This window comes from Streptomyces tremellae (genome assembly GCF_039540215.1).
In the GTDB taxonomy this organism is placed as follows: domain Bacteria; phylum Actinomycetota; class Actinomycetes; order Streptomycetales; family Streptomycetaceae; genus Streptomyces; species Streptomyces tremellae.
Map to the genome: position 1 here is coordinate 1 of NZ_BAABEP010000042.1, position 18,315 is coordinate 18,315.

Sequence of the window (18,315 nt, forward strand, 5' to 3'; positions counted from 1 at the left end):
GCGCAGGAGGTACGAACAGGCCAGGCGCGCCTGGGACCGCCCGCTCACCGCGTACTACCTGATCATCGGCAGCGCCTCACTGATCATCGTGCTCGGGCTCGTGATGGTCTACTCGGCCTCGATGATCAAGGCGCTCGAACTGTCGCTGCCCGCCTCGTACTTCTTCCGCAAGCAGTTCCTCGCCGCGCTGATCGGCGGCGTCCTGCTGCTCATCGCCACCCGCATGCCGGTCAGGCTGCACCGGGCGCTCGCCTACCCGCTGCTGGTCGTGACGGTCTTCCTGATGGCGCTCGTGCAGGTGCCGGGGATAGGGCAGTCGGTCAACGGCAACCAGAACTGGATCGGCTTCGGCGCCTTCCAGCTCCAGCCAAGCGAGTTCGCCAAGCTCGCCCTCGTCCTGTGGGGCGCCGACCTGCTCGCGCGCAAGCAGGAGAAGCGGCTGCTCAACCAGTGGAAGCACCTGCTGGTGCCGCTGGTGCCGTGCGCGTTCTTCCTGCTCGGCCTGATCATGCTCGGCGGGGACCTGGGCACCGCGATCATCCTCACCGCGATCCTCTTCGGCCTGCTCTGGCTCGCCGGGGCGCCCACCCGGCTGTTCGCCGGGGTGCTCGGCGTCGCGCTCGCCATCGGCGCCATGCTCGTCAAGACGAGCCCCAACCGGATGGGCCGCCTCGACTGCATCGGCGCGAGCGCCCTCGGCCCCGACGACCAGTGCTGGCAGGCCGTGCACGGCCTCTACGCGCTCGCGGGCGGCGGCTGGTTCGGCTCGGGCCTCGGCGCCAGCGTGGAGAAATGGGGCCAGCTGCCAGAACCCCACACCGACTTCATTTTCGCCATCACCGGGGAGGAACTGGGCCTGGCAGGGACGCTGTCGGTGCTCGCCCTGTTCGCGGCTCTAGGCTATGCGGGTATCCGCGTGGCCGGAAGCACGGAGGACCCCTTCGTGAGGTATGCCGCGGGAGGCGTGACCACCTGGATCACGGCCCAGGCCGTGGTCAACATCGGTGCCGTGCTCGGCCTGCTGCCGATCGCGGGCGTCCCGCTCCCGCTGTTCTCCTACGGAGGGTCGGCCCTGCTTCCGACGATGTTCGCCGTCGGACTGCTGATCGCCTTCGCGCGGCAGGAGCCGGCGGCGAAGGCGGCTCTGGCCGTGCGGGCGTCCGCACCCGGCAGGAGGCCGGGCGGGCTGAGATGGATGACGATGAGACGGCGCGTCAAGCAGAGGCCGTCCGGAGAGCGGTGAATTTCGGTGCATGTCGTACTCGCAGGCGGAGGGACCGCCGGCCACATCGAGCCCGCGCTCGCCCTCGCGGACGCGCTGCGCAGGGCCGATCCCACCACCGGGATCACGGCGCTCGGCACGGAGCGCGGCCTGGAGACCAGGCTCGTCCCCGAGCGGGGGTACGAACTGGCGCTCATCCCCGCCGTGCCGCTGCCCCGCAAGCCCACGCCCGAGCTGATCACGGTGCCCGGCCGGCTGCGCGGCACCATCAAGGCGGCCGAGCAGGTCATGGAACGGACCAAGGCCGACTGCGTGGTCGGCTTCGGCGGCTATGTGGCGCTCCCCGGCTATCTCGCGGCCAAGCGGCTGGGCGTTCCGATCGTCATCCACGAGGCGAACGCGCGCCCCGGCCTCGCCAACAAGATCGGCTCGCGCTATGCGGCCGCCGTCGCCGTCTCCACCCCCGACAGCAAGCTGCGCGGCGCCCGCTACATCGGGATCCCGCTGCGCCGCAGCATCGCCATGCTCGACCGCGCGAAGGTGCGGCCGGAGGCGCGGGCCGCGTTCGGCCTCGACCCCAACCTCCCGACGCTGCTGGTCTCCGGCGGCTCGCAGGGCGCCCGCAGGCTCAACGAGGTGGTCCAGCAGGTCGCCCCGGTGCTCCAGCGCTCCGGCATCCAGATCCTGCACGCGGTCGGCCCGAAGAACGAAATGCCGCACGTGGACAACATGCCGGGAATGCCGCCCTACATCCCGGTACCGTACGTGGACCGGATGGACCTCGCGTACGCCGCGGCCGACATGATGCTCTGCCGCGCGGGCGCGATGACCGTGGCGGAGCTCTCCGCCGTCGGGCTGCCCGCCGCCTACGTGCCGCTGCCGATCGGCAACGGTGAACAGCGGCTCAACGCGCAGCCGGTGGTGAAGGCGGGCGGCGGACTCCTCGTCGACGACGCGGAGCTGACTCCCCAGTGGGTGCAGAACAGCGTCCTTCCGGTACTGGCCGATCCGCACCGGCTGTACGAAATGTCCCGCGCGGCCTCCGAGTTCGGCCGCAGGGACGCCGACGACCTGCTCGTCGGCATGGTGTACGAGGCGATCGCCGCGCACCGCCAGGTGTGAGGCACGGGCCCACGGGCCCAACCGACCGAGAGGCAGGGGCATATGGCCGGACCGACCACAGCCGAGCGCGACGCGCGGCAGCCGCGGTCGGAGTCCGGCCGCCCCGGTGGCGAGCGGTCCGGCGGCCCGCGCGTCCCCCTGCGCAGGCTGATCGTCGTACTGGCCGGAGCGGTTGTGCTGCTCGGCCTCGTCCTCTGGGTCCTCTACGGCTCCTCGTGGCTGCGGCTCACCCGGGTCCAGGTCACCGGCGCCCGGGTGCTGACCTCGGAGCAGGTGACCGGCGCCGCGCGGGTGCCGCTCGGCTCGCCGCTCGCCTCCCTGGACACCGGTGCGGTCGCGGCGCGCGTCGAACGGGCCCTGCCGCGCGTCGATTCCGTGGCGGTCTCCCGATCGTGGCCGCACACGGCCGAGGTGAAAGTCACGGAACGTGTGCCTGTTCTGGTCATGAAGAAGGGCGCGGACTTCACCGAAGTCGACGCCGAGGGCGTGCGTTTCGACACGGTCAGGAATGCACCCCGGGGCGTTCCACAGCTGGAATTGACCCCGGATCCGAAGGCGGTCTCGCCCCGTTTCCCGGTCACCCGGCTGCTGCGCGAGGCGGCGGCGGTACGGGCCGCGCTGCCCGCGCAAGTGGCCCGTGACACCCGGTCGCTCCAGGTCCGGTCCTACGATTCCGTTTCCCTGCGGCTGTCGGACGGCCGTACGGTGATGTGGGGGAGCGGTGAGGAGGGCGCGGCCAAGGCGCGCGCTCTGACCGCTCTCCTCAAAGCCGCCCCTAAAGCGGACCATTTCGACGTGAGTGCGCCCAGTGCCCCTGCGTCGTCGGTGAGTTGACGCACGTTTTCGCTGGCAGGACCCCTGGTTGGCCAGCGCTACGGGTGATCACATAGGGTGAAAAGAAACACGGGAGGTTCGGCGTGTTCATTGAACGTCCGCCACTTGTCGCCTTAGTGTCCTGTTCGGAGAGTCCAAAGAAGTCCAAGAACAGACACACTACTAACCCTAAACTTCAACGTTAGGGTTCGGGTCGGCGATTCGGACCGTCCCATCGGCATCAGCCGTCGCGCAGCGGATGTGTCCGCGCGGCGGCACGTAACCCGAGGCGAGAGGCCTTCGACGTGGCAGCACCGCAGAACTACCTCGCAGTCATCAAGGTCATCGGTGTCGGCGGCGGTGGTGTCAATGCCATCAACCGAATGATCGAGGTCGGTCTCAAGGGTGTCGAGTTCATCGCGATCAACACCGATGCGCAAGCCCTGCTGATGAGCGACGCCGACGTCAAGCTCGACGTCGGCCGCGAACTCACCCGCGGCCTCGGCGCCGGCGCCAATCCGGCGGTCGGCCGCAAGGCGGCAGAGGACCACCGGGAGGAGATCGAGGAGGTCCTCAAGGGGGCCGACATGGTCTTCGTCACGGCGGGCGAGGGCGGTGGCACCGGCACCGGCGGCGCACCCGTCGTCGCCAACATCGCCCGCTCGCTCGGCGCCCTCACGATCGGCGTGGTCACGCGCCCGTTCACCTTCGAGGGGCGCCGCCGCGCCAACCAGGCGGAGGACGGCATCGCCGAACTCCGCGAAGAGGTCGACACCCTCATCGTCATCCCCAACGACCGGCTGCTGTCCATCTCGGACCGCCAGGTCAGCGTGCTCGACGCGTTCAAGTCCGCGGACCAGGTGCTGCTCTCCGGCGTCCAGGGCATCACCGACCTCATCACCACGCCCGGCCTGATCAACCTCGACTTCGCCGACGTCAAGTCCGTGATGTCCGAGGCGGGCTCGGCGCTCATGGGCATCGGCTCGGCGCGTGGCGACGACCGCGCGGTGGCCGCCGCCGAGATGGCGATCTCCTCACCGCTGCTCGAAGCGTCCATCGACGGCGCACGCGGCGTGCTGCTCTCCATCTCGGGCGGCAGCGACCTCGGCCTCTTCGAGATCAACGAGGCGGCCCAACTGGTCAGCGAGGCCGCGCACCCCGAGGCGAACATCATCTTCGGTGCGGTCATCGACGACGCGCTCGGCGACGAGGTCAGGGTCACCGTGATCGCGGCCGGCTTCGACGGCGGTCAGCCGCCGGCCAGGCGCGAGACGGTCCTCGGCTCGTCGGCGGGCAAGCGTGAGGAGTCCCCGGCGCCGCGTCCGCTGGACGGCGGGCGCCCCGCGTCCGGCGGCCTCGGCACGGTGCCCGCCCCCGAGGAGCCCGCGGCCCCCGCGGAGTCCGCGCCTCCGGTCGCGGAGAAGCCGCTTCCGCCGGTCTCCACCCCGCACGTTCCGCCGACCCGTCCGCCCTTCCAGGACAGCCAGGCCGAGGAACTGGACGTCCCGGACTTCCTCAAGTGATACGGGAAACCCTCGCGACCACGGGCGGCGCCCACTTCGCCTTCACCGACCGGTGGGGCGGGGTGAGCGCCGCTCCGTACGAGGAGCTCAACCTCGGCGGTGCGGTGGGCGACGACCCGGCCGCGGTCCTCGCCAACAGGAAGCGCGCAGCCGGGGCGCTCGGCCTCGACCCGTCCCGGGTCGTGTGGATGAACCAGGTGCACGGGCGCGAGGTCGCCCACGTCACCGGTCCCTGGACCGAGGGGGACGCGGTCCCCGCGGTGGACGCGCTGGTCACCGGCGAACGCGGCCTCGCGCTCGCGGTCCTGACCGCGGACTGCGTGCCCGTACTGCTCGCCGACCCGGCCGCGGGCATCGCCGCCGCCGCGCACGCGGGCCGTCCCGGTCTCGTCGCCGGCGTGGTCAGCGCCGCGGTGCGCGCCATGGTGGAGCGGGGCGCCGACCCCGCCCGCGTCACCGCGTACACCGGGCCCGCCGTCTGCGGCCGGTGCTACGAAGTGCCGGACGCGATGCGCGCCGACGTCGCTGCCGTCGTGCCCGAGGCGTACGCGGAGACGAGCTGGGGCACCCCCGCGGTCGACGTCGCCACCGGCGTCCATGCCCAACTCGCCGGACTCGGCGTGCGCGACCTGCGGCGCTCGCCCGTCTGCACGCGCGAGTCGGCGGACCACTACTCGTACCGCCGGGACCGCACCACCGGTCGGCTCGCCGGCTATGTCTGGCTGGACTGAGCACATGAGCGACCGCAAGGCGGAACTCTCCCGCAATCTCACCGCCGTCAGGGAACGGATCGCCGCCGCGTGCGCGGCCGCGGGACGCGACCCGGGGGAGGTGACCCTGATCGCGGTCACCAAGACCTACCCCGCCGACGACGTCCGCATACTCCACTCGCTCGGCGTGCGCGAGGTCGCGGAGAACCGCGACCAGGAGGCGGCCCCGAAGGCGGCGGCCTGTGCGGACCTGTCGCTGAACTGGCACTTCGTGGGACAATTGCAGACGAACAAGGCGCGTTCCGTGGTGGGTTACGCGGGCGAGATCCAGTCGGTCGACCGGCTCAGGCTGGTGACCGCGCTGTCCGCGGCCGCGGTCCGTGCGGGGCGCGAGGTCGGCTGTCTGCTCCAGGTCGCGCTCGACGCGGAGTCGGGCGAGCGCGGGGAGCGCGGGGGCGTCGCACCGGACGGCGTCGAGGAGTTGGCCGCGGCGGTGGCCGGGGCAGAGGGGTTGCGGCTCGATGGTCTGATGACCGTCGCCCCGCTCGCCGGACCGTTCGCGGGACGGCAACGCGCGGCGTTCGAACGGCTGGTGGAAATCTCATCCCGCCTGCGGGCGGACCATCCTGCTGCGACGATGGTCTCGGCAGGGATGAGCGCGGACCTCGAAGAGGCCGTACAGGCGGGTGCGACACATGTACGCGTCGGTACGGCGGTCCTCGGAGTCCGACCCCGGCTCGGGTAACGTCGCGAAGCAAGTCGGACCAGAGTAGAAAATATGGTCATTTCCGCCGGAAGGCGGGCAGGCCGAGTGGATCGCGGACACTTGGTGACGAGTGATCCACCACAGAGCGGAGGAACCGGAGCATGGCCGGCGCGATGCGCAAGATGGCGGTGTACCTCGGCCTCGTGGAGGACGATGGGTACGACGGCAGGGGCTTCGACCCCGACGACGACTTCGAACCCGAGCCGGAGCCCGAGCGGGAGCACCGGCGTCAACCCGCGCACCAGCCGGAGCGCGAGGAGCCGGTGCGGGTGCCGGGCCCCCCTCCGCAGCGCGAACGCGAGCGTGAGCCGGTGCCGCTAGCGGCCGAAAGCGGACGACCCGCGCGAATCGCCCCCGTGTCGTCCATCACACCTGAACGTCCCAGTCTGGAGAAGAACGCACCGGTGATCATGCCCAAGGTCGTGTCGGAGCGGGAGCCCTACCGCATCACCACATTGCACCCGCGGACCTACAACGAGGCCCGTACTATCGGGGAACACTTCCGCGAAGGCACCCCGGTGATCATGAACTTGACCGAGATGGACGACACCGACGCGAAGCGACTTGTCGACTTTGCGGCAGGACTCGTCTTCGGTCTGCATGGCAGCATTGAACGCGTGACCCAGAAGGTGTTCCTGCTGTCTCCTGCTAACGTCGATGTCACGGCGGAGGACAAGGCCCGCATCGCAGAGGGCGGATTCTTCAACCAGAGCTGAGAACACGACACCGGGTACGACTCCGGCCGCCCGGCCGGACCGAGTGAAGTCAGGGGAGAGGGAAGCGCGGGATGGGCGTAGCGCTGCAGGTGATCTACATCGCTCTGATGTGCTTCCTGATCGTGCTGATCTTCCGGTTGGTCATGGACTACGTCTTCCAGTTCGCACGTTCATGGCAACCCGGGAAGGCGATGGTGGTCGTACTTGAGGCCACCTACACTGTCACCGATCCACCGCTCAAGCTTCTGCGGCGGTTCATCCCGCCGCTGCGTCTCGGGGGCGTGGCACTCGACCTGTCCTTCTTCGTTCTGATGATCATCGTTTACATTCTGATTTCCGTCGTAGGCGGGTTCGCGGGATGAGTGTGGACGATACGGTCTTGCCGACTGCCGACGACTACGTAGAGGTGAAGAAGAGATGCCGTTGACCCCCGAGGACGTGCGGAACAAGCAGTTCACGACCGTCCGCCTCCGAGAAGGCTATGACGAGGACGAGGTCGATGCCTTTCTCGACGAGGTCGAGGCCGAACTGACTCGCCTGCTCCGCGAGAACGAGGACCTGCGGGCCAAGCTGGCCGCCGCCACGCGAGCGGCCGCGCAGAACCAGCAGCAGCAGAACATGCGCAAGTCGCCCGAGCCGCAGGACCGGCAGGGTCCCGGCGGCCCGCAGGGCCAGGGCGGACCGAACGGTCCCGTTCCCGCTGCCATATCCGGACCCCCCGTGCAGCAGCAGCCCCCGCAGATGGGTCCCCCCCAGCTGCCGGCGGGCCCGAGCGGGCACGGTCCGCAGGGCCAGCAGGGTCCGCAGGGGCCTGGCGGCCCGCAGGGGCACGGTCCCCAGGGTCCGCAGGGCCAGCACGGCCCCGGCATGCAGGGTGGTCCCGGCATGCAGGGCGGACCCATGCAGGGTGGCCCCGGCATGCAGGGCGGTCCCGGTCAGATGCAGCAGCAGATGGGCGGCCCCGGCATGCAGGGCGGTCCCGGTCAGATGCAGCAGCACATGGGCGGTCCCGGTCCGATGGGCGGCCCCATGGGCGGTCCGATGGGCGGTCCCGGCCCGATGGGCCACGCCCCGCAGCTCGGCCAGCCCGGTGGTCCCGGCGGCGACAGCGCTGCCCGTGTCCTCTCTCTCGCCCAGCAGACCGCCGACCAGGCGATCGCCGAGGCGCGGTCCGAGGCCAACAAGATCGTCGGTGAGGCGCGCAGCCGCGCCGAGGGCCTGGAGCGCGACGCCCGCGCCAAGGCCGACGCGCTGGAGCGGGACGCTCAGGAGAAGCACCGTGTCGCGATGGGCTCCCTGGAGTCCGCGCGCGCCACGCTGGAGCGCAAGGTCGAGGACCTGCGCGGGTTCGAGCGCGAGTACCGCACGCGTCTGAAGTCGTACCTGGAGAGCCAGCTCCGCCAGCTGGAGACCCAGGCGGACGACTCGCTCGCCCCGCCGCGCACGCCGTCGTCCGCTCCCTCGCTGCCGCCGTCGCCCTCCATGGCGTCCGCGGGCGCGGGATCGCTCGGCCACTCGATGGGCAGCGGCCCCTCCATGAACGGCGGGCCCTCGTCCGGTCCTTCGTACGGCGGCCAGCAGCAGATGTCGCCCGCGATGACCCAGCCGATGGCACCGGTCAGGCCGCAGGCCCCGCAGCCGATGCAGCAGGCGCCCTCGCCGATGCGCGGCTTCCTCATCGACGAGGACGACAACTGAGGCCGGGGCACGCGGCGCGCGTGCACCACTGACGGCCGTCGGCAGGCCGCACGAAGGGCCGGGCCCGAGTCCCCACCAGGACTCGGGCCCGGCCCTTTTGCCTGCCCGCGCGCGCACGACGGCGGGTTGCCGCCCGGGGACCGGGCGGCAACCCGCCTCCTGCGATCATGCCTTGCGCAGATGGAACACCAGGCCGAGGCCCGCGTCCGTGAACGCCTCGCCGTAGCCCGCCGCGGGCTCGCCCTCGGCGAAGTCCGTCGCGAGCACCTCGTCGGCGATCAGGCCGGCGTGCCGCGTCAGCGCCTCGGTGACCTCGTCGGACGTCGAACGCCAGCGCAGCGCGATCCGGTCGGCGACGTCGAGGCCGCTGTTCTTGCGGGCCTCCTGGATCAGCCGGATCGCGTCGCGCGCAAGACCGGCGAGCCGCAACTCCGGGGTGATCTCCAGGTCGAGCGCCACCGTCGCGCCCGCGTCGGACGCCACCGACCAGCCCTCGCGCGGGGTCTCCGTGATGATCACCTCGTCGGGCGAGAGGTCCACCCGCTCGCCGTCGACCTCGACGGACGCCGTGCCCTCGCGCAGCGCGCGCGACAGCTCCGCCGCGTCCGCCGCGGCGACGGCCCTCGCCACGTCCTGCACCCGCTTGCCGAACCGCTTGCCCAGCGCACGGAAGTTGGCCTTCGCCGTGGTGTCCACCAGCGAGCCGCCGACCTCGGAGAGCGTCGCGAGCGCCGACACGTTCAGCTCGTCGGTGATCTGCTCGCGCAGCCCCGCGGGCAGCGACTCGAAGCCGGAGGCCGCGATCAGCGCGCGCGACAGCGGCTGGCGCGTCTTCACGCCCGACTCGGCACGGGTGGCGCGACCGAGTTCGACGAGCCGCCGCACCAGCGCCATCTGCCGCGACAGCTCCGGGTCGATCAGTGCCCGGTCCGCCTCGGGCCAGCTCGCCAGGTGCACCGACTCGGGCGCGCCGGGCGTCACCGGCACGACCATGTCCTGCCACACCCGCTCGGTGATGAACGGCGTCAGCGGCGCCATCAGCCGCGTGACCGTTTCGAGGACCTCGTGCAGCGTGCGCAGCGCCGCCTTGTCGCCCTGCCAGAAGCGGCGTCGCGAGCGGCGCACGTACCAGTTCGACAGGTCGTCCACGAACGCGGAGAGCAGCTTGCCCGCGCGCTGCGTGTCGAAGGCCTCCATCGCCTGCGTGGCCTGTTCGGCCAGCGCGTGCGCCTCGCCGAGCAGCCAGCGGTCGAGCAGCGGCCGCTCCGCGGGCGCCGGGTCGGCCGCGGACGGCGCCCAGCCCGAGGTGCGCGCGTACAGCGCCTGGAACGCGGCGGTGTTCCAGTACGTCAGCAGGGTCTTGCGCACGACCTCCTGGATCGTGGTGTGGCCGACCCGGCGGGCCGCCCACGGCGAGCCGCCCGCGGCCATGAACCAGCGGACCGCGTCCGCGCCGTGCTGGTCCATCAGCGGGATCGGTTCGAGGATGTTGCCCAGGTGCTTGGACATCTTCCTGCCGTCCTCGGCCAGGATGTGGCCGAGGCACACCACGTTCTCGTACGAGGACCGGTCGAAGACGAGCGTGCCGACCGCCATCAGCGTGTAGAACCACCCGCGCGTCTGGTCGATCGCCTCGGAGATGAACTGCGCCGGGTAGCGCCGCTCGAACAGTTCCCTGTTGTGGTACGGGTAGCCGTACTGCGCGAACGGCATCGAGCCCGAGTCGTACCAGGCGTCGATGACCTCCTCCACCCGGGTCGCCGTCTCGCCGCACTCGGGGCACGGGAAGGTGACCTCGTCGATGTACGGGCGGTGCGGGTCGAGCCCCGACTGGTCGGCGCCGGTCAGCTCCGTCAGTTCTGCGCGCGAGCCCACGCAGGTCAGGTGCCCCTCCTCGGCCGCGCAGCGCCAGACGGGCAGCGGCGTACCCCAGTAGCGCTTGCGGGACAGCGCCCAGTCGATGTTGTTGTTGAGCCAGTCCCCGTACCTGCCGTGCTTGACCGAGTCGGGGAACCAGTTGGTCCGCTCGTTCTCCGCGAGCAGGCGGTCCTTCACGGCCGTCGTACGGATGTACCAGGACGGCTGCGCGTAGTAGAGGAGCGCGGTGTGGCAGCGCCAGCAGTGCGGGTAGCTGTGCTCGTACGGCAGGTGCCTGAACAGCAGGCCCCTGGCGCGCAGGTCCTCCGTCAGCGCCTCGTCGGCCTTCTTGAAGAAGACGCCGCCGACCAGCGGCACCTCCTGATCGAAGGTGCCGTTCGGGCGGACCGGGTTGACCACCGGCAGGCCGTACGCGCGGCAGACCTTGAGGTCCTCCTCGCCGAAGGCGGGGGACTGGTGGACGAGGCCGGTGCCGTCCTCCGTCGTCACGTACCCGGCGTTGACGACGTAGTGCGCGTCGCTGCCCTCGGGGAACGCGACCAGGTCGAAGGGGCGCCGGTACGTCCACCGCTCCATCTCCCTGCCGGTGAAGGACTCGCCGGTCGGCTCCCAGCCCTCCCCGAGCGCCTTAGCCAGCAGCGGCTCGGCGACCACCACCTGCTCCTGGCCGTCGCCCGCCACCACGTACCGCACGTCGGGGTGCGCGGCCACCGCGGTGTTCGAGACCAGCGTCCACGGCGTGGTCGTCCACACCAGCATCGACGCCCGGCCGGCGAGCGGGCCCGAAGTCAGCGGGAAGCGCACGTAGACGGACGGGTCGACGACCGTCTCGTACCCCTGCGCGAGCTCGTGGTCCGACAGGCCCGTCTCGTCGCGCGGGCACCAGGGGGCGACCCGGTGGTCCTGCACGAGCAGGCCCTTGTCGAAGATCTGCTTCAGCGACCACCAGACGGAGTCCACGTACTCGGGACTCATCGTCCAGTACGCGTTGTCCATGTCCAGCCAGTAGCCCATACGGTCGGTGAGCTGCTCGAAGGCGTCCGTATGCCGGGTCACGGAGGCGCGGCACCGGTCGTTGAACGCGGCGATGCCGTACGCCTCGATGTCCTTCTTGCCCTCGAAGCCGAGCTCCTTCTCGACCGCGAGCTCGACCGGCAGGCCGTGGCAGTCCCAGCCGGCCTTGCGGGGCACGTGGTAGCCACGCATGGTGCGGTAGCGGGGGAAGACGTCCTTGAAGACGCGGGCCTCGATGTGGTGCGCGCCTGGCATGCCGTTCGCGGTGGGCGGGCCCTCGTTGAACACCCACTCGGGGCGGCCCTCGGTCTGCTCCATGCTCTTGGCGAAGATCTTCGCCTCGCGCCAGAAGTCGAGCACGGCGTGTTCGAGGGCGGGCAGGTCGACCTGCGCGGGTACCGGCCGGTACTGCGGCGGGGTCACTGATGTCATCGGGCGCTTCCTCCGGCGGGGCTGCGGCATCTCCGTCCGGAGGGACGAGAGCAGGGGCTCCCGCGGTACCACCCTCCTTGGCCCCGGGCGCAACCGCGCCCGGCGCCCCCTCATTGGGGTCGCGCTGCCGGGTCTAGTCACCCGCCGCGTACCGCGGGCTTTCTTCCGGCGGCTCCGGGGTGATCCTTCGCACCGCGCTCCGCCCCCGGGCTCGCACCGTCCCCGGGTCGCTCCTGGCCGCTCTCGGGCTACTCGTCCCCATCCACGCCTCTCGCTCGGCCCAGTGTACGGCCCGTTTGGGGCGCTCCGTACCGGTGCGCCACACGGCGGCGGGCATGACCCGGATGGCCACATCCGCACGCCGGGTCCGCGGCGGGGTGCGGAGGTACCGGGGAGCGCGGATTACCCGCCGGACTGCTGGGCACAACGGATGCAGACGCTCCAGGAGAGGCCGGCGGGAGGGAACAAAAGGGGCGGCGTGCCCCGTTGCCGCGGAGCTGGTGTCGATTTATCGTCCCAACACGATTTGCGGGCAAGATCACGAAATGTGAAGGGGCCGCGGCCATGGCGAAGAAACCGACCAGGGCGAGCTCCGCGACCCCGGAGACACCCGCGAAGAAGGCGCAGGCCAGGAGGGCGCCGGCGAAACGAGCGCCCGGAGGATCACGTACCAACCGGACGGCAGCCAAGGAGGCCGCCCCCGGGCCGCCTGAGAGCGGTGAGGCGCCTGATGAGGGCGCTGGAGGGGCGAAGGACGCCAAGGGGGCCCGGAAGAAGGCGCCGGCAAGACGAGCGGCTGAAGGACCACGTACCAACCGGACAGCGGCAAAAAGGGCTGCCCCCGGAGGACCGGCGGCCGGTGGACCCTCCGCCGAGGGCGCCGAAAGAGCGAGCCGGGCCCCGAAGAACACCACGAGAAACGCCCAGACAGGAGCAGAGACGGTGGCAGCGAAGAAGACCCAGGCGGCACCCGGCGAGCTCCCGGTCAGGCCGGGGGAGGACCCGTGGACCGAGGCCGAGGTGGCCCAGGCACGCAGCGGCCTTGAGGACGAGGCCGCGCGGCTGACCGCCGAGATCACCGCGTCCGAGCGCGCGCTCGCCGGGCTGATGCGCGACTCCGCGGACGGCGCGGGGGACGACGAGGCCGACACCGGCACGAAGAACATCACCCGCGAACACGAGCTGGCGCTCGCCGGCAACGCCCGCGAGATGCTCGAACAGACCGAGCGGGCCCTGCACCGCCTCGACGCGGGCACCTACGGCCTGTGCGAGGTGTGCGGCAAGCCGATCGGCAAGGCCCGCATGCAGGCGTTCCCCCGCGCCACCCTGTGCGTCGAGGACAAGCAGAAGCAGGAGCGCAGGGGCTGAGGACCGCCGCCTCCGCGGCACCGTGTCGTACCCTCGTTCTCACACAAGGCACCAGCGGGGCCGCGAGGACCCGGCGGGTTGGCAGCTAGCTTGTCGAGGGACTCACGTGGCAGAGGCGGAGCGCATCATCGGTACGCCGGAGGCAGACGACGACGCCGCCGTCCCCGCCGAGCGGGGCAGGCGGCGGATCGCCGTCCTGTTCGCGGTGGCCGCCGTGGCCTACCTGCTCGACCTCGGCAGCAAGCTGCTCGTCGTGGCGAAGCTGGAGTTCCACGAGCCCGTACGACTTCTCGGCAGCGCCCTCGAACTGCGCGTGATCAGGAACCCCGGCGCGGCGTTCGGCGTCGGCACGGCCTACACGGTGATCTTCACGATCATCGCGGCCGCGGTGATCGCGGTGATCGCCCGCCTCGCCAGGCGCCTGTACAGCCTGCCGTGGGCGCTGGCGCTCGGGCTGCTGCTCGGCGGCGCGCTCGGCAACCTCACCGACCGGATCTTCCGGGCTCCCGGCCTGTTCGAGGGCGCGGTGGTCGACTTCATCGCCCCCGCGCACTTCGCGGTCTTCAACCTGGCCGACTCGGCGATCACCTGCGGTGGCATCCTTGTAGTGCTGCTGTCGTTCCGCGGGCTCGACCCGGACGGGACGCTCCACCGGAACTGACGCGGCCCAGGACACCATCACCACGGGACGGCCATCATTCCGGACATCAGAACACTCCCTGTACCCGACGGCCTTGAGGGCGAGCGCGTCGACGCCGCCCTCGCGCGCGTGTTCGGACTCAGTCGTACGAAGGCGGCGGAGCTGGCCGCCCAGGGCAAGGTGCAGGTCGACGGCGCCGTCGTCGGCAAGTCGGACCGGGTCACCGCGGGGGCCTGGCTCGAGGTCGAGATGCCGGGCGCGTCCGCGCCCGTGCAGATCGTCGCCGAGCCCGTCGAGGGCATGGAGATCGTCCACGACGACGACGACATCGTCGTGATCGTCAAGCCGGTCGGCGTCGCCGCGCACCCGAGCCCCGGCTGGAACGGCCCCACCGTCATCGGCGGGCTCGCCGCCGCCGGCTACCGCATCTCCACGTCGGGCGCGGCCGAGCGGCAGGGCATCGTGCACCGGCTCGACGTCGGCACGTCGGGTCTCATGGTCGTGGCGAAGTCGGAGCGCGCGTACACCCTGCTGAAGCGGCAGTTCAAGGAGCGCACGGTCGACAAGCGCTACCACGCGCTCGTGCAGGGCCTGCCCGACCCGATGAGCGGCACGATCGACGCGCCCATCGGCCGCCACCCCACGGCGGACTACAAGTGGGCGGTGACCGTGGACGGCAAGCCTTCGGTGACGCACTACGACCTCATGGAGGCGTTCCGCGCCGCCTCGCTGCTGACCATCAAGCTGGAGACCGGCCGCACACACCAGATCCGCGTCCACATGTCGGCACACCGCCACCCCTGCGTGGGCGACCTGACGTACGGCGCCGACCCGACGCTCGCCAAGCGCCTCGGCCTGACCAGGCAGTGGCTGCACGCCGTCAGCCTCGGCTTCGAGCACCCCGCGGACGGCGGCTGGGCCGAGTTCGCGAGCGACTACCCCGCGGACCTCCAGGGCGCGCTCGACACCGTCCGCGAGGAGAGCAACGCATGAGCGGCGCCGCCGCGCCGTGCACCGTGCGGCTCGCGCGGGACCCCGCCGACCTGGAGGCGTGCTTCGCCCTGCGCAAGGAGGTCTTCCGCCACGAGCAGGGCATAGCGGAGGACATCGACCTCGACGGCAGGGACGGCGACGCGCTCCAGGTGCTCGCCGTCGCCGAGGACGGCACGCCGCTCGGCACCGGGCGGCTGCTGCACGGGCCCGGCGCGGCCGATGTGACCGGCGGCGACCCGCGGGTGGGCGCGCTCGGCCGGCTCGCCGTCAGGTCGGCGGCGCGCGGCCTCGGCATCGGCGCGGCCCTGGTCCGCGGCATCGAGGACGCGGCGCGCGCCGCCGGGCTCGGCGCCGTCGACCTGCACGCGCAGACCCACGCGCTCGGCTTCTACGAGCGCCTCGGCTACACCGCGTACGGCGAGGAGTTCCTCGACGCGGGCATCCCGCACCGGTCGATGCGCCGGGAGCTGTGAGGGCGGGGGCCGCGGCCGGGCCGCGCCCCGCGGCGGGGAGTGCGGCCGGTCCGCGGCCCCCGCGTGGCACGTTGGGGCGGCCTGGTCACAGGCGGCCATGATCACCTGTCGGAGGCGTATCCGTGGACCAGTTGGCGCTGCTGTTCGTGCTGTTGCTCGGTGCGGTGGTGACGGTTCCCCTGGGCGAGCGGATCGGACTGCCCTCACCGGTCCTGATGACGCTGATCGGGGTCGTGCTCGCGCTGCTCCCCTTCGTACCGAACGTGCAGGTACCGCCGCAGTACATCCTGCCCCTGCTGCTGCCGCCCCTGCTGTACGCGGCGGTGCAGCGCACCTCCTGGCGGCAGTTCGCGGCCAACAAGCGGCCCATCTTCCTGCTCGCGGTGGCGCTGGTGTTCATCACCACCATCGCCGTCGCGGCGGTGGCGAACGCGATCGTGCCCGGCCTGCCCATCGCCGCCGCGGTCGCGCTCGGCGCGCTCGTCGCACCGCCCGACCCGGTCGCCGCGACCGCCGTCGCCGGGTCGCTCGGCCTGCCCAGGCGCCTGGTCTCCATCCTGGAGGGCGAGGGCCTGTTCAACGACGTCACCGCGATCGTGATCTACCACGCGGCGATCGCCGCGGTCGTCAGCGGCAGCTTCTCCTGGCCGGGGGCCGTGGGACAGCTGGTGCTCTCCGCCGTGGTCGCCGTGGCGATCGGGCTCGCGCTCGGCTGGGTGTCCAACAAGCTGATGTCGGTGCTCGGCGACGCCACGCTCCAGATCGGGCTGACGCTGCTGGTGCCGTTCGTCGCGTACGTACTCGCCGAGGAGCTGCACGGCTCCGGCGTGCTCGCGGTCCTCACGACGGCGCTGTTCCTCGCGGAGCACACCGCGGACGCCGACGACGTCATGGGCCGCCTCGCGGGCAACTCCTTCTGGGAGATCGTGGACACGCTGGTCACCGGGGTCGCGTTCGGCCTGATCGGGCTCGAACTGCACAACGCCTTCCACATGGGCCAGGGCCACGAGACCCAGCTGGTGGTGTGGGGCGCGGCGATCGTCGGCGTCGTGGTCGTCGTACGGCTGCTGTACCTGCTGCCCGCCGCGTGGGTCGCGAAGAAGCTGCACCGGCTGCGCGACCTCGACGAGGAGATCCCGATGAGCTGGCGGGAGAGCGTCGTCATGTGGTGGTCGGGGATGCGGGGCGTGGCGTCCGTCGCGCTGGCGCTCGCGGTGCCGCTCACCACGGACGACGGCCATCCGTTCCCCGGCCGCGACGAGATCGTCTTCATCGCCTTCGCGGTGATCATGGCGACCCTGGTGGTCCAGGGCCTCACCCTGCCCTGGCTGGTGCGGCGGCTCGGCGTCACCGCGGACGCGGACGCGGAGCGCAAGCTCGAACACGACCTCGCGGTGCGGGCGGCGCGGGCGGCGCGCCACCGGCTCAAGGAGATCGAGAGCGTCGAGGACCTGCCGGACGAGATCAGCGAGCGGCTGACCCGTACGGCCTTCGACATCGGCGCCCGGATCAGCCCGTTCGTCGTCGACGACGAGCGCAGGGAGTGGTTCGCGCGGCGGATCGCGTACGTGCAGACGCTGCGGCGCGTCCAGCGGGACATGATGTCGGCGGCCCGCCACGAGGTGCTGTCGGCACGCAACGAGCCCGGCTCCGACCCGGAGGTCGTGGACCGGGTGCTGCGCCACCTCGACGTGCGCTCGATGCGCTGAGCTGTGGCGGCGCCTGTGCGGTGAGCCGCGGGGCGCGGCATGAGCGCGGGGCGCCGCCTGCGCGCCCGGCGGTCAGCCGCGGCCGGTGTCCGGCTGGGCGGGCCGCCGCCCCGCGGCGGCGCGCAGCCGTGGCGTGGGCACGCCGTCCGCGTCGGGGAAGCGGGTCTCGTGCGGCGCGGGCGCGGGCGCCGTGGCCACATGCGGCAGGGCGTACGGGTGCTGGTCGACCAGCCAGGCGATCAGCTGCTCGCGCACCGCGCACCGCACAGTCCAGATGTCGTCGGCGTCCTTGGCCGTCACGACGGCCCGCACCTCGATCGACGTCGGCGTGGTGTCCGTGACCGCGAGGCTCCAGCCTCGGCCGTCCCACGCGTCGGTGGCCCTGAGGATCTCCAGCATCTTCTGCCGCATCAGCTGCACGGGCGCCGTGTGGTCGAGCTGGAGGAAGACGGTGCCGGTCATCTGCGCGCCGCCCCGCGACCAGTTCTCGAACGGCTTGCTGGTGAAGTACGACACCGGCATGGTGATGCGGCGCTCGTCCCAGGTACGCACCGCCAGGTAGGTGAGGGTGACCTCCTCGATCACCCCCCACTCGCCGTCCACCACCACGGTGTCGCCGATCCGCACCATGTCGCCGAACGCGATCTGGAAGCCCGCGAACAGATTGCCGAGCGTCGACTGCGCCGCCACACCGGCGACGATGCCGATGATGCCCGCGGACGCCAGCATCGACGTGCCGATCGCCCGCATGTCGGGGAAGGTCAGCAGCATCGCGGCGACCGCCACGACCACCACGACGGCCGTCACGATCCGCATGATCAGCACGACCTGGGTGCGTACGCGGCGCACCCGCATCGGGTCGCGGGTGGACGAGGCGTAGCGCGCGTACGAGGACTCCACGGCCGCGGACACGATCCGGATCAGCAGCCACGCGCCCGCCGCGATCAGCACCAGGGAGAGCAGCTGGCCGATCCGGTTCTCGTGGCGCACGATGAACGCCCAGCGCGTCTGGCGGTAGCTGCCGCGCAGCAGCGCGGCGAGCAGCACCACCTGGAGCGGGACGCGGCACCGGCGCAGCAGACCCCACAGCGGGGTCTCGTGGTGCCGCTCGTCCAGCCGCCGCAGCACGACGTCCGCGCCCCAGCCGAGCAGCAGGGTCAGGACGACCGAGCCGCCGAGCACGGTCAGTGGTCGCAGTGCCTCGTTCATGATCCCCTCGTCGTCCGGTGGTGTACGGG

At 71.6% G+C, this 18,315-nt stretch carries 16 protein-coding genes; 14 read left to right on the plus strand and 2 right to left on the minus strand.

What is annotated here, in order from left to right:
* The 9 genes from ftsW to ABEA77_RS24070 form a co-directional block, all read left to right on the plus strand.
* On the plus strand, positions 1-1,243 hold a 1,243-nt coding region (gene ftsW / locus ABEA77_RS24030; protein ID WP_345651326.1), incomplete at its 5' end, for a putative lipid II flippase FtsW.
* A gap of 6 nt (positions 1,244-1,249) precedes the next feature.
* Positions 1,250-2,344, plus strand: a complete 1,095-nt coding sequence (gene murG, locus ABEA77_RS24035; RefSeq protein WP_345651329.1) for an undecaprenyldiphospho-muramoylpentapeptide beta-N-acetylglucosaminyltransferase — start codon at positions 1,250-1,252, stop codon at positions 2,342-2,344.
* 42 nt (positions 2,345-2,386) lie between these two features.
* On the plus strand, positions 2,387-3,178 hold the full coding sequence (locus ABEA77_RS24040) for a cell division protein FtsQ/DivIB (RefSeq protein ID WP_345651331.1): 792 nt from the start codon (positions 2,387-2,389) through the stop codon (positions 3,176-3,178).
* 284 nt (positions 3,179-3,462) lie between these two features.
* Positions 3,463-4,680 carry a cell division protein FtsZ gene (gene ftsZ, locus ABEA77_RS24045; protein WP_345651334.1) on the plus strand — a complete coding sequence of 406 codons (1,218 nt, stop codon included), beginning with the start codon at positions 3,463-3,465 and terminating at the stop codon, positions 4,678-4,680.
* Positions 4,680-5,411: a peptidoglycan editing factor PgeF gene (gene pgeF, locus ABEA77_RS24050; RefSeq protein WP_345651474.1), complete on the plus strand. Its 732-nt coding sequence runs from the start codon at positions 4,680-4,682 to the stop codon at positions 5,409-5,411. The genes ftsZ and pgeF overlap by 1 nt, the downstream gene beginning before the upstream one ends.
* A 4-nt stretch (positions 5,412-5,415) precedes the next feature.
* Positions 5,416-6,135: a YggS family pyridoxal phosphate-dependent enzyme gene (locus ABEA77_RS24055; protein ID WP_345651337.1), complete on the plus strand. Its 720-nt coding sequence runs from the start codon at positions 5,416-5,418 to the stop codon at positions 6,133-6,135.
* 122 nt (positions 6,136-6,257) lie between these two features.
* Positions 6,258-6,872 carry a cell division protein SepF gene (locus ABEA77_RS24060; protein ID WP_345651340.1) on the plus strand — a complete coding sequence of 205 codons (615 nt, stop codon included), beginning with the start codon at positions 6,258-6,260 and terminating at the stop codon, positions 6,870-6,872.
* A 71-nt stretch (positions 6,873-6,943) separates the two neighbouring features.
* Positions 6,944-7,234 (plus strand): YggT family protein, encoded by a 291-nt coding sequence (locus tag ABEA77_RS24065; protein ID WP_329458312.1) that lies wholly within the window; start codon positions 6,944-6,946, stop codon positions 7,232-7,234.
* A gap of 55 nt (positions 7,235-7,289) precedes the next feature.
* Complete coding sequence (locus tag ABEA77_RS24070; RefSeq protein ID WP_345651349.1) at positions 7,290-8,570, plus strand: DivIVA domain-containing protein; 1,281 nt, start codon at positions 7,290-7,292, stop codon at positions 8,568-8,570.
* A 165-nt stretch (positions 8,571-8,735) separates the two neighbouring features.
* Here ABEA77_RS24070 and ileS read toward each other — a convergent pair whose 3' ends face one another.
* Positions 8,736-11,885: an isoleucine--tRNA ligase gene (gene ileS / locus ABEA77_RS24075; RefSeq protein WP_345651477.1), complete on the minus strand. Its 3,150-nt coding sequence runs from the start codon at positions 11,883-11,885 to the stop codon at positions 8,736-8,738.
* 951 nt (positions 11,886-12,836) lie between these two features.
* On the opposite strand from ileS, the gene ABEA77_RS24080 reads away from it, so the two are divergent.
* The 5 genes from ABEA77_RS24080 to ABEA77_RS24100 all read left to right on the plus strand — a co-directional run bounded on the left by ABEA77_RS24080 (position 12,837) and on the right by ABEA77_RS24100 (position 17,077).
* Positions 12,837-13,262: a TraR/DksA family transcriptional regulator gene (locus ABEA77_RS24080; protein WP_345651352.1), complete on the plus strand. Its 426-nt coding sequence runs from the start codon at positions 12,837-12,839 to the stop codon at positions 13,260-13,262.
* 106 nt (positions 13,263-13,368) lie between these two features.
* Positions 13,369-13,923 (plus strand): signal peptidase II, encoded by a 555-nt coding sequence (lspA, locus tag ABEA77_RS24085; RefSeq protein WP_345651355.1) that lies wholly within the window; start codon positions 13,369-13,371, stop codon positions 13,921-13,923.
* A gap of 33 nt (positions 13,924-13,956) precedes the next feature.
* Complete coding sequence (locus ABEA77_RS24090; RefSeq protein WP_345651479.1) at positions 13,957-14,895, plus strand: RluA family pseudouridine synthase; 939 nt, start codon at positions 13,957-13,959, stop codon at positions 14,893-14,895.
* Entirely contained in the window at positions 14,892-15,368 is a 477-nt protein-coding gene (locus tag ABEA77_RS24095; protein WP_345651358.1) for a GNAT family N-acetyltransferase, read from the plus strand. The genes ABEA77_RS24090 and ABEA77_RS24095 overlap by 4 nt, the downstream gene beginning before the upstream one ends.
* Positions 15,369-15,490: 122 nt before the next feature.
* Positions 15,491-17,077: a Na+/H+ antiporter gene (locus ABEA77_RS24100; RefSeq protein ID WP_345651361.1), complete on the plus strand. Its 1,587-nt coding sequence runs from the start codon at positions 15,491-15,493 to the stop codon at positions 17,075-17,077.
* Positions 17,078-17,149: 72 nt separating this feature from the next.
* Here the strand turns inward: ABEA77_RS24100 and ABEA77_RS24105 are convergent, their stop codons facing one another.
* Positions 17,150-18,286, minus strand: a complete 1,137-nt coding sequence (locus ABEA77_RS24105) for a mechanosensitive ion channel family protein (RefSeq protein WP_345651364.1) — start codon at positions 18,284-18,286, stop codon at positions 17,150-17,152.
* Between the last annotated feature and the right edge of the window lie 29 nt (positions 18,287-18,315).

Excerpts from the sequence above, each read along its gene's own strand:
- ABEA77_RS24070 (WP_345651349.1), top strand. The coding sequence starts at position 7,290 with ATGCCGTTGACCCCCGAGGACGTGCGGAACAAGCAGTTCACGACCGTC.
- ABEA77_RS24040 (WP_345651331.1), top strand. The coding sequence starts at position 2,387 with ATGGCCGGACCGACCACAGCCGAGCGCGACGCGCGGCAGCCGCGGTCG.
- ABEA77_RS24095 (WP_345651358.1), top strand. The coding sequence starts at position 14,892 with ATGAGCGGCGCCGCCGCGCCGTGCACCGTGCGGCTCGCGCGGGACCCC.
- ABEA77_RS24060 (WP_345651340.1), top strand. The coding sequence starts at position 6,258 with ATGGCCGGCGCGATGCGCAAGATGGCGGTGTACCTCGGCCTCGTGGAG.
- ABEA77_RS24065 (WP_329458312.1), top strand. The coding sequence starts at position 6,944 with ATGGGCGTAGCGCTGCAGGTGATCTACATCGCTCTGATGTGCTTCCTG.
- ABEA77_RS24105 (WP_345651364.1), bottom strand. The coding sequence starts at position 18,286 with ATGAACGAGGCACTGCGACCACTGACCGTGCTCGGCGGCTCGGTCGTC.
- ABEA77_RS24055 (WP_345651337.1), top strand. The coding sequence starts at position 5,416 with ATGAGCGACCGCAAGGCGGAACTCTCCCGCAATCTCACCGCCGTCAGG.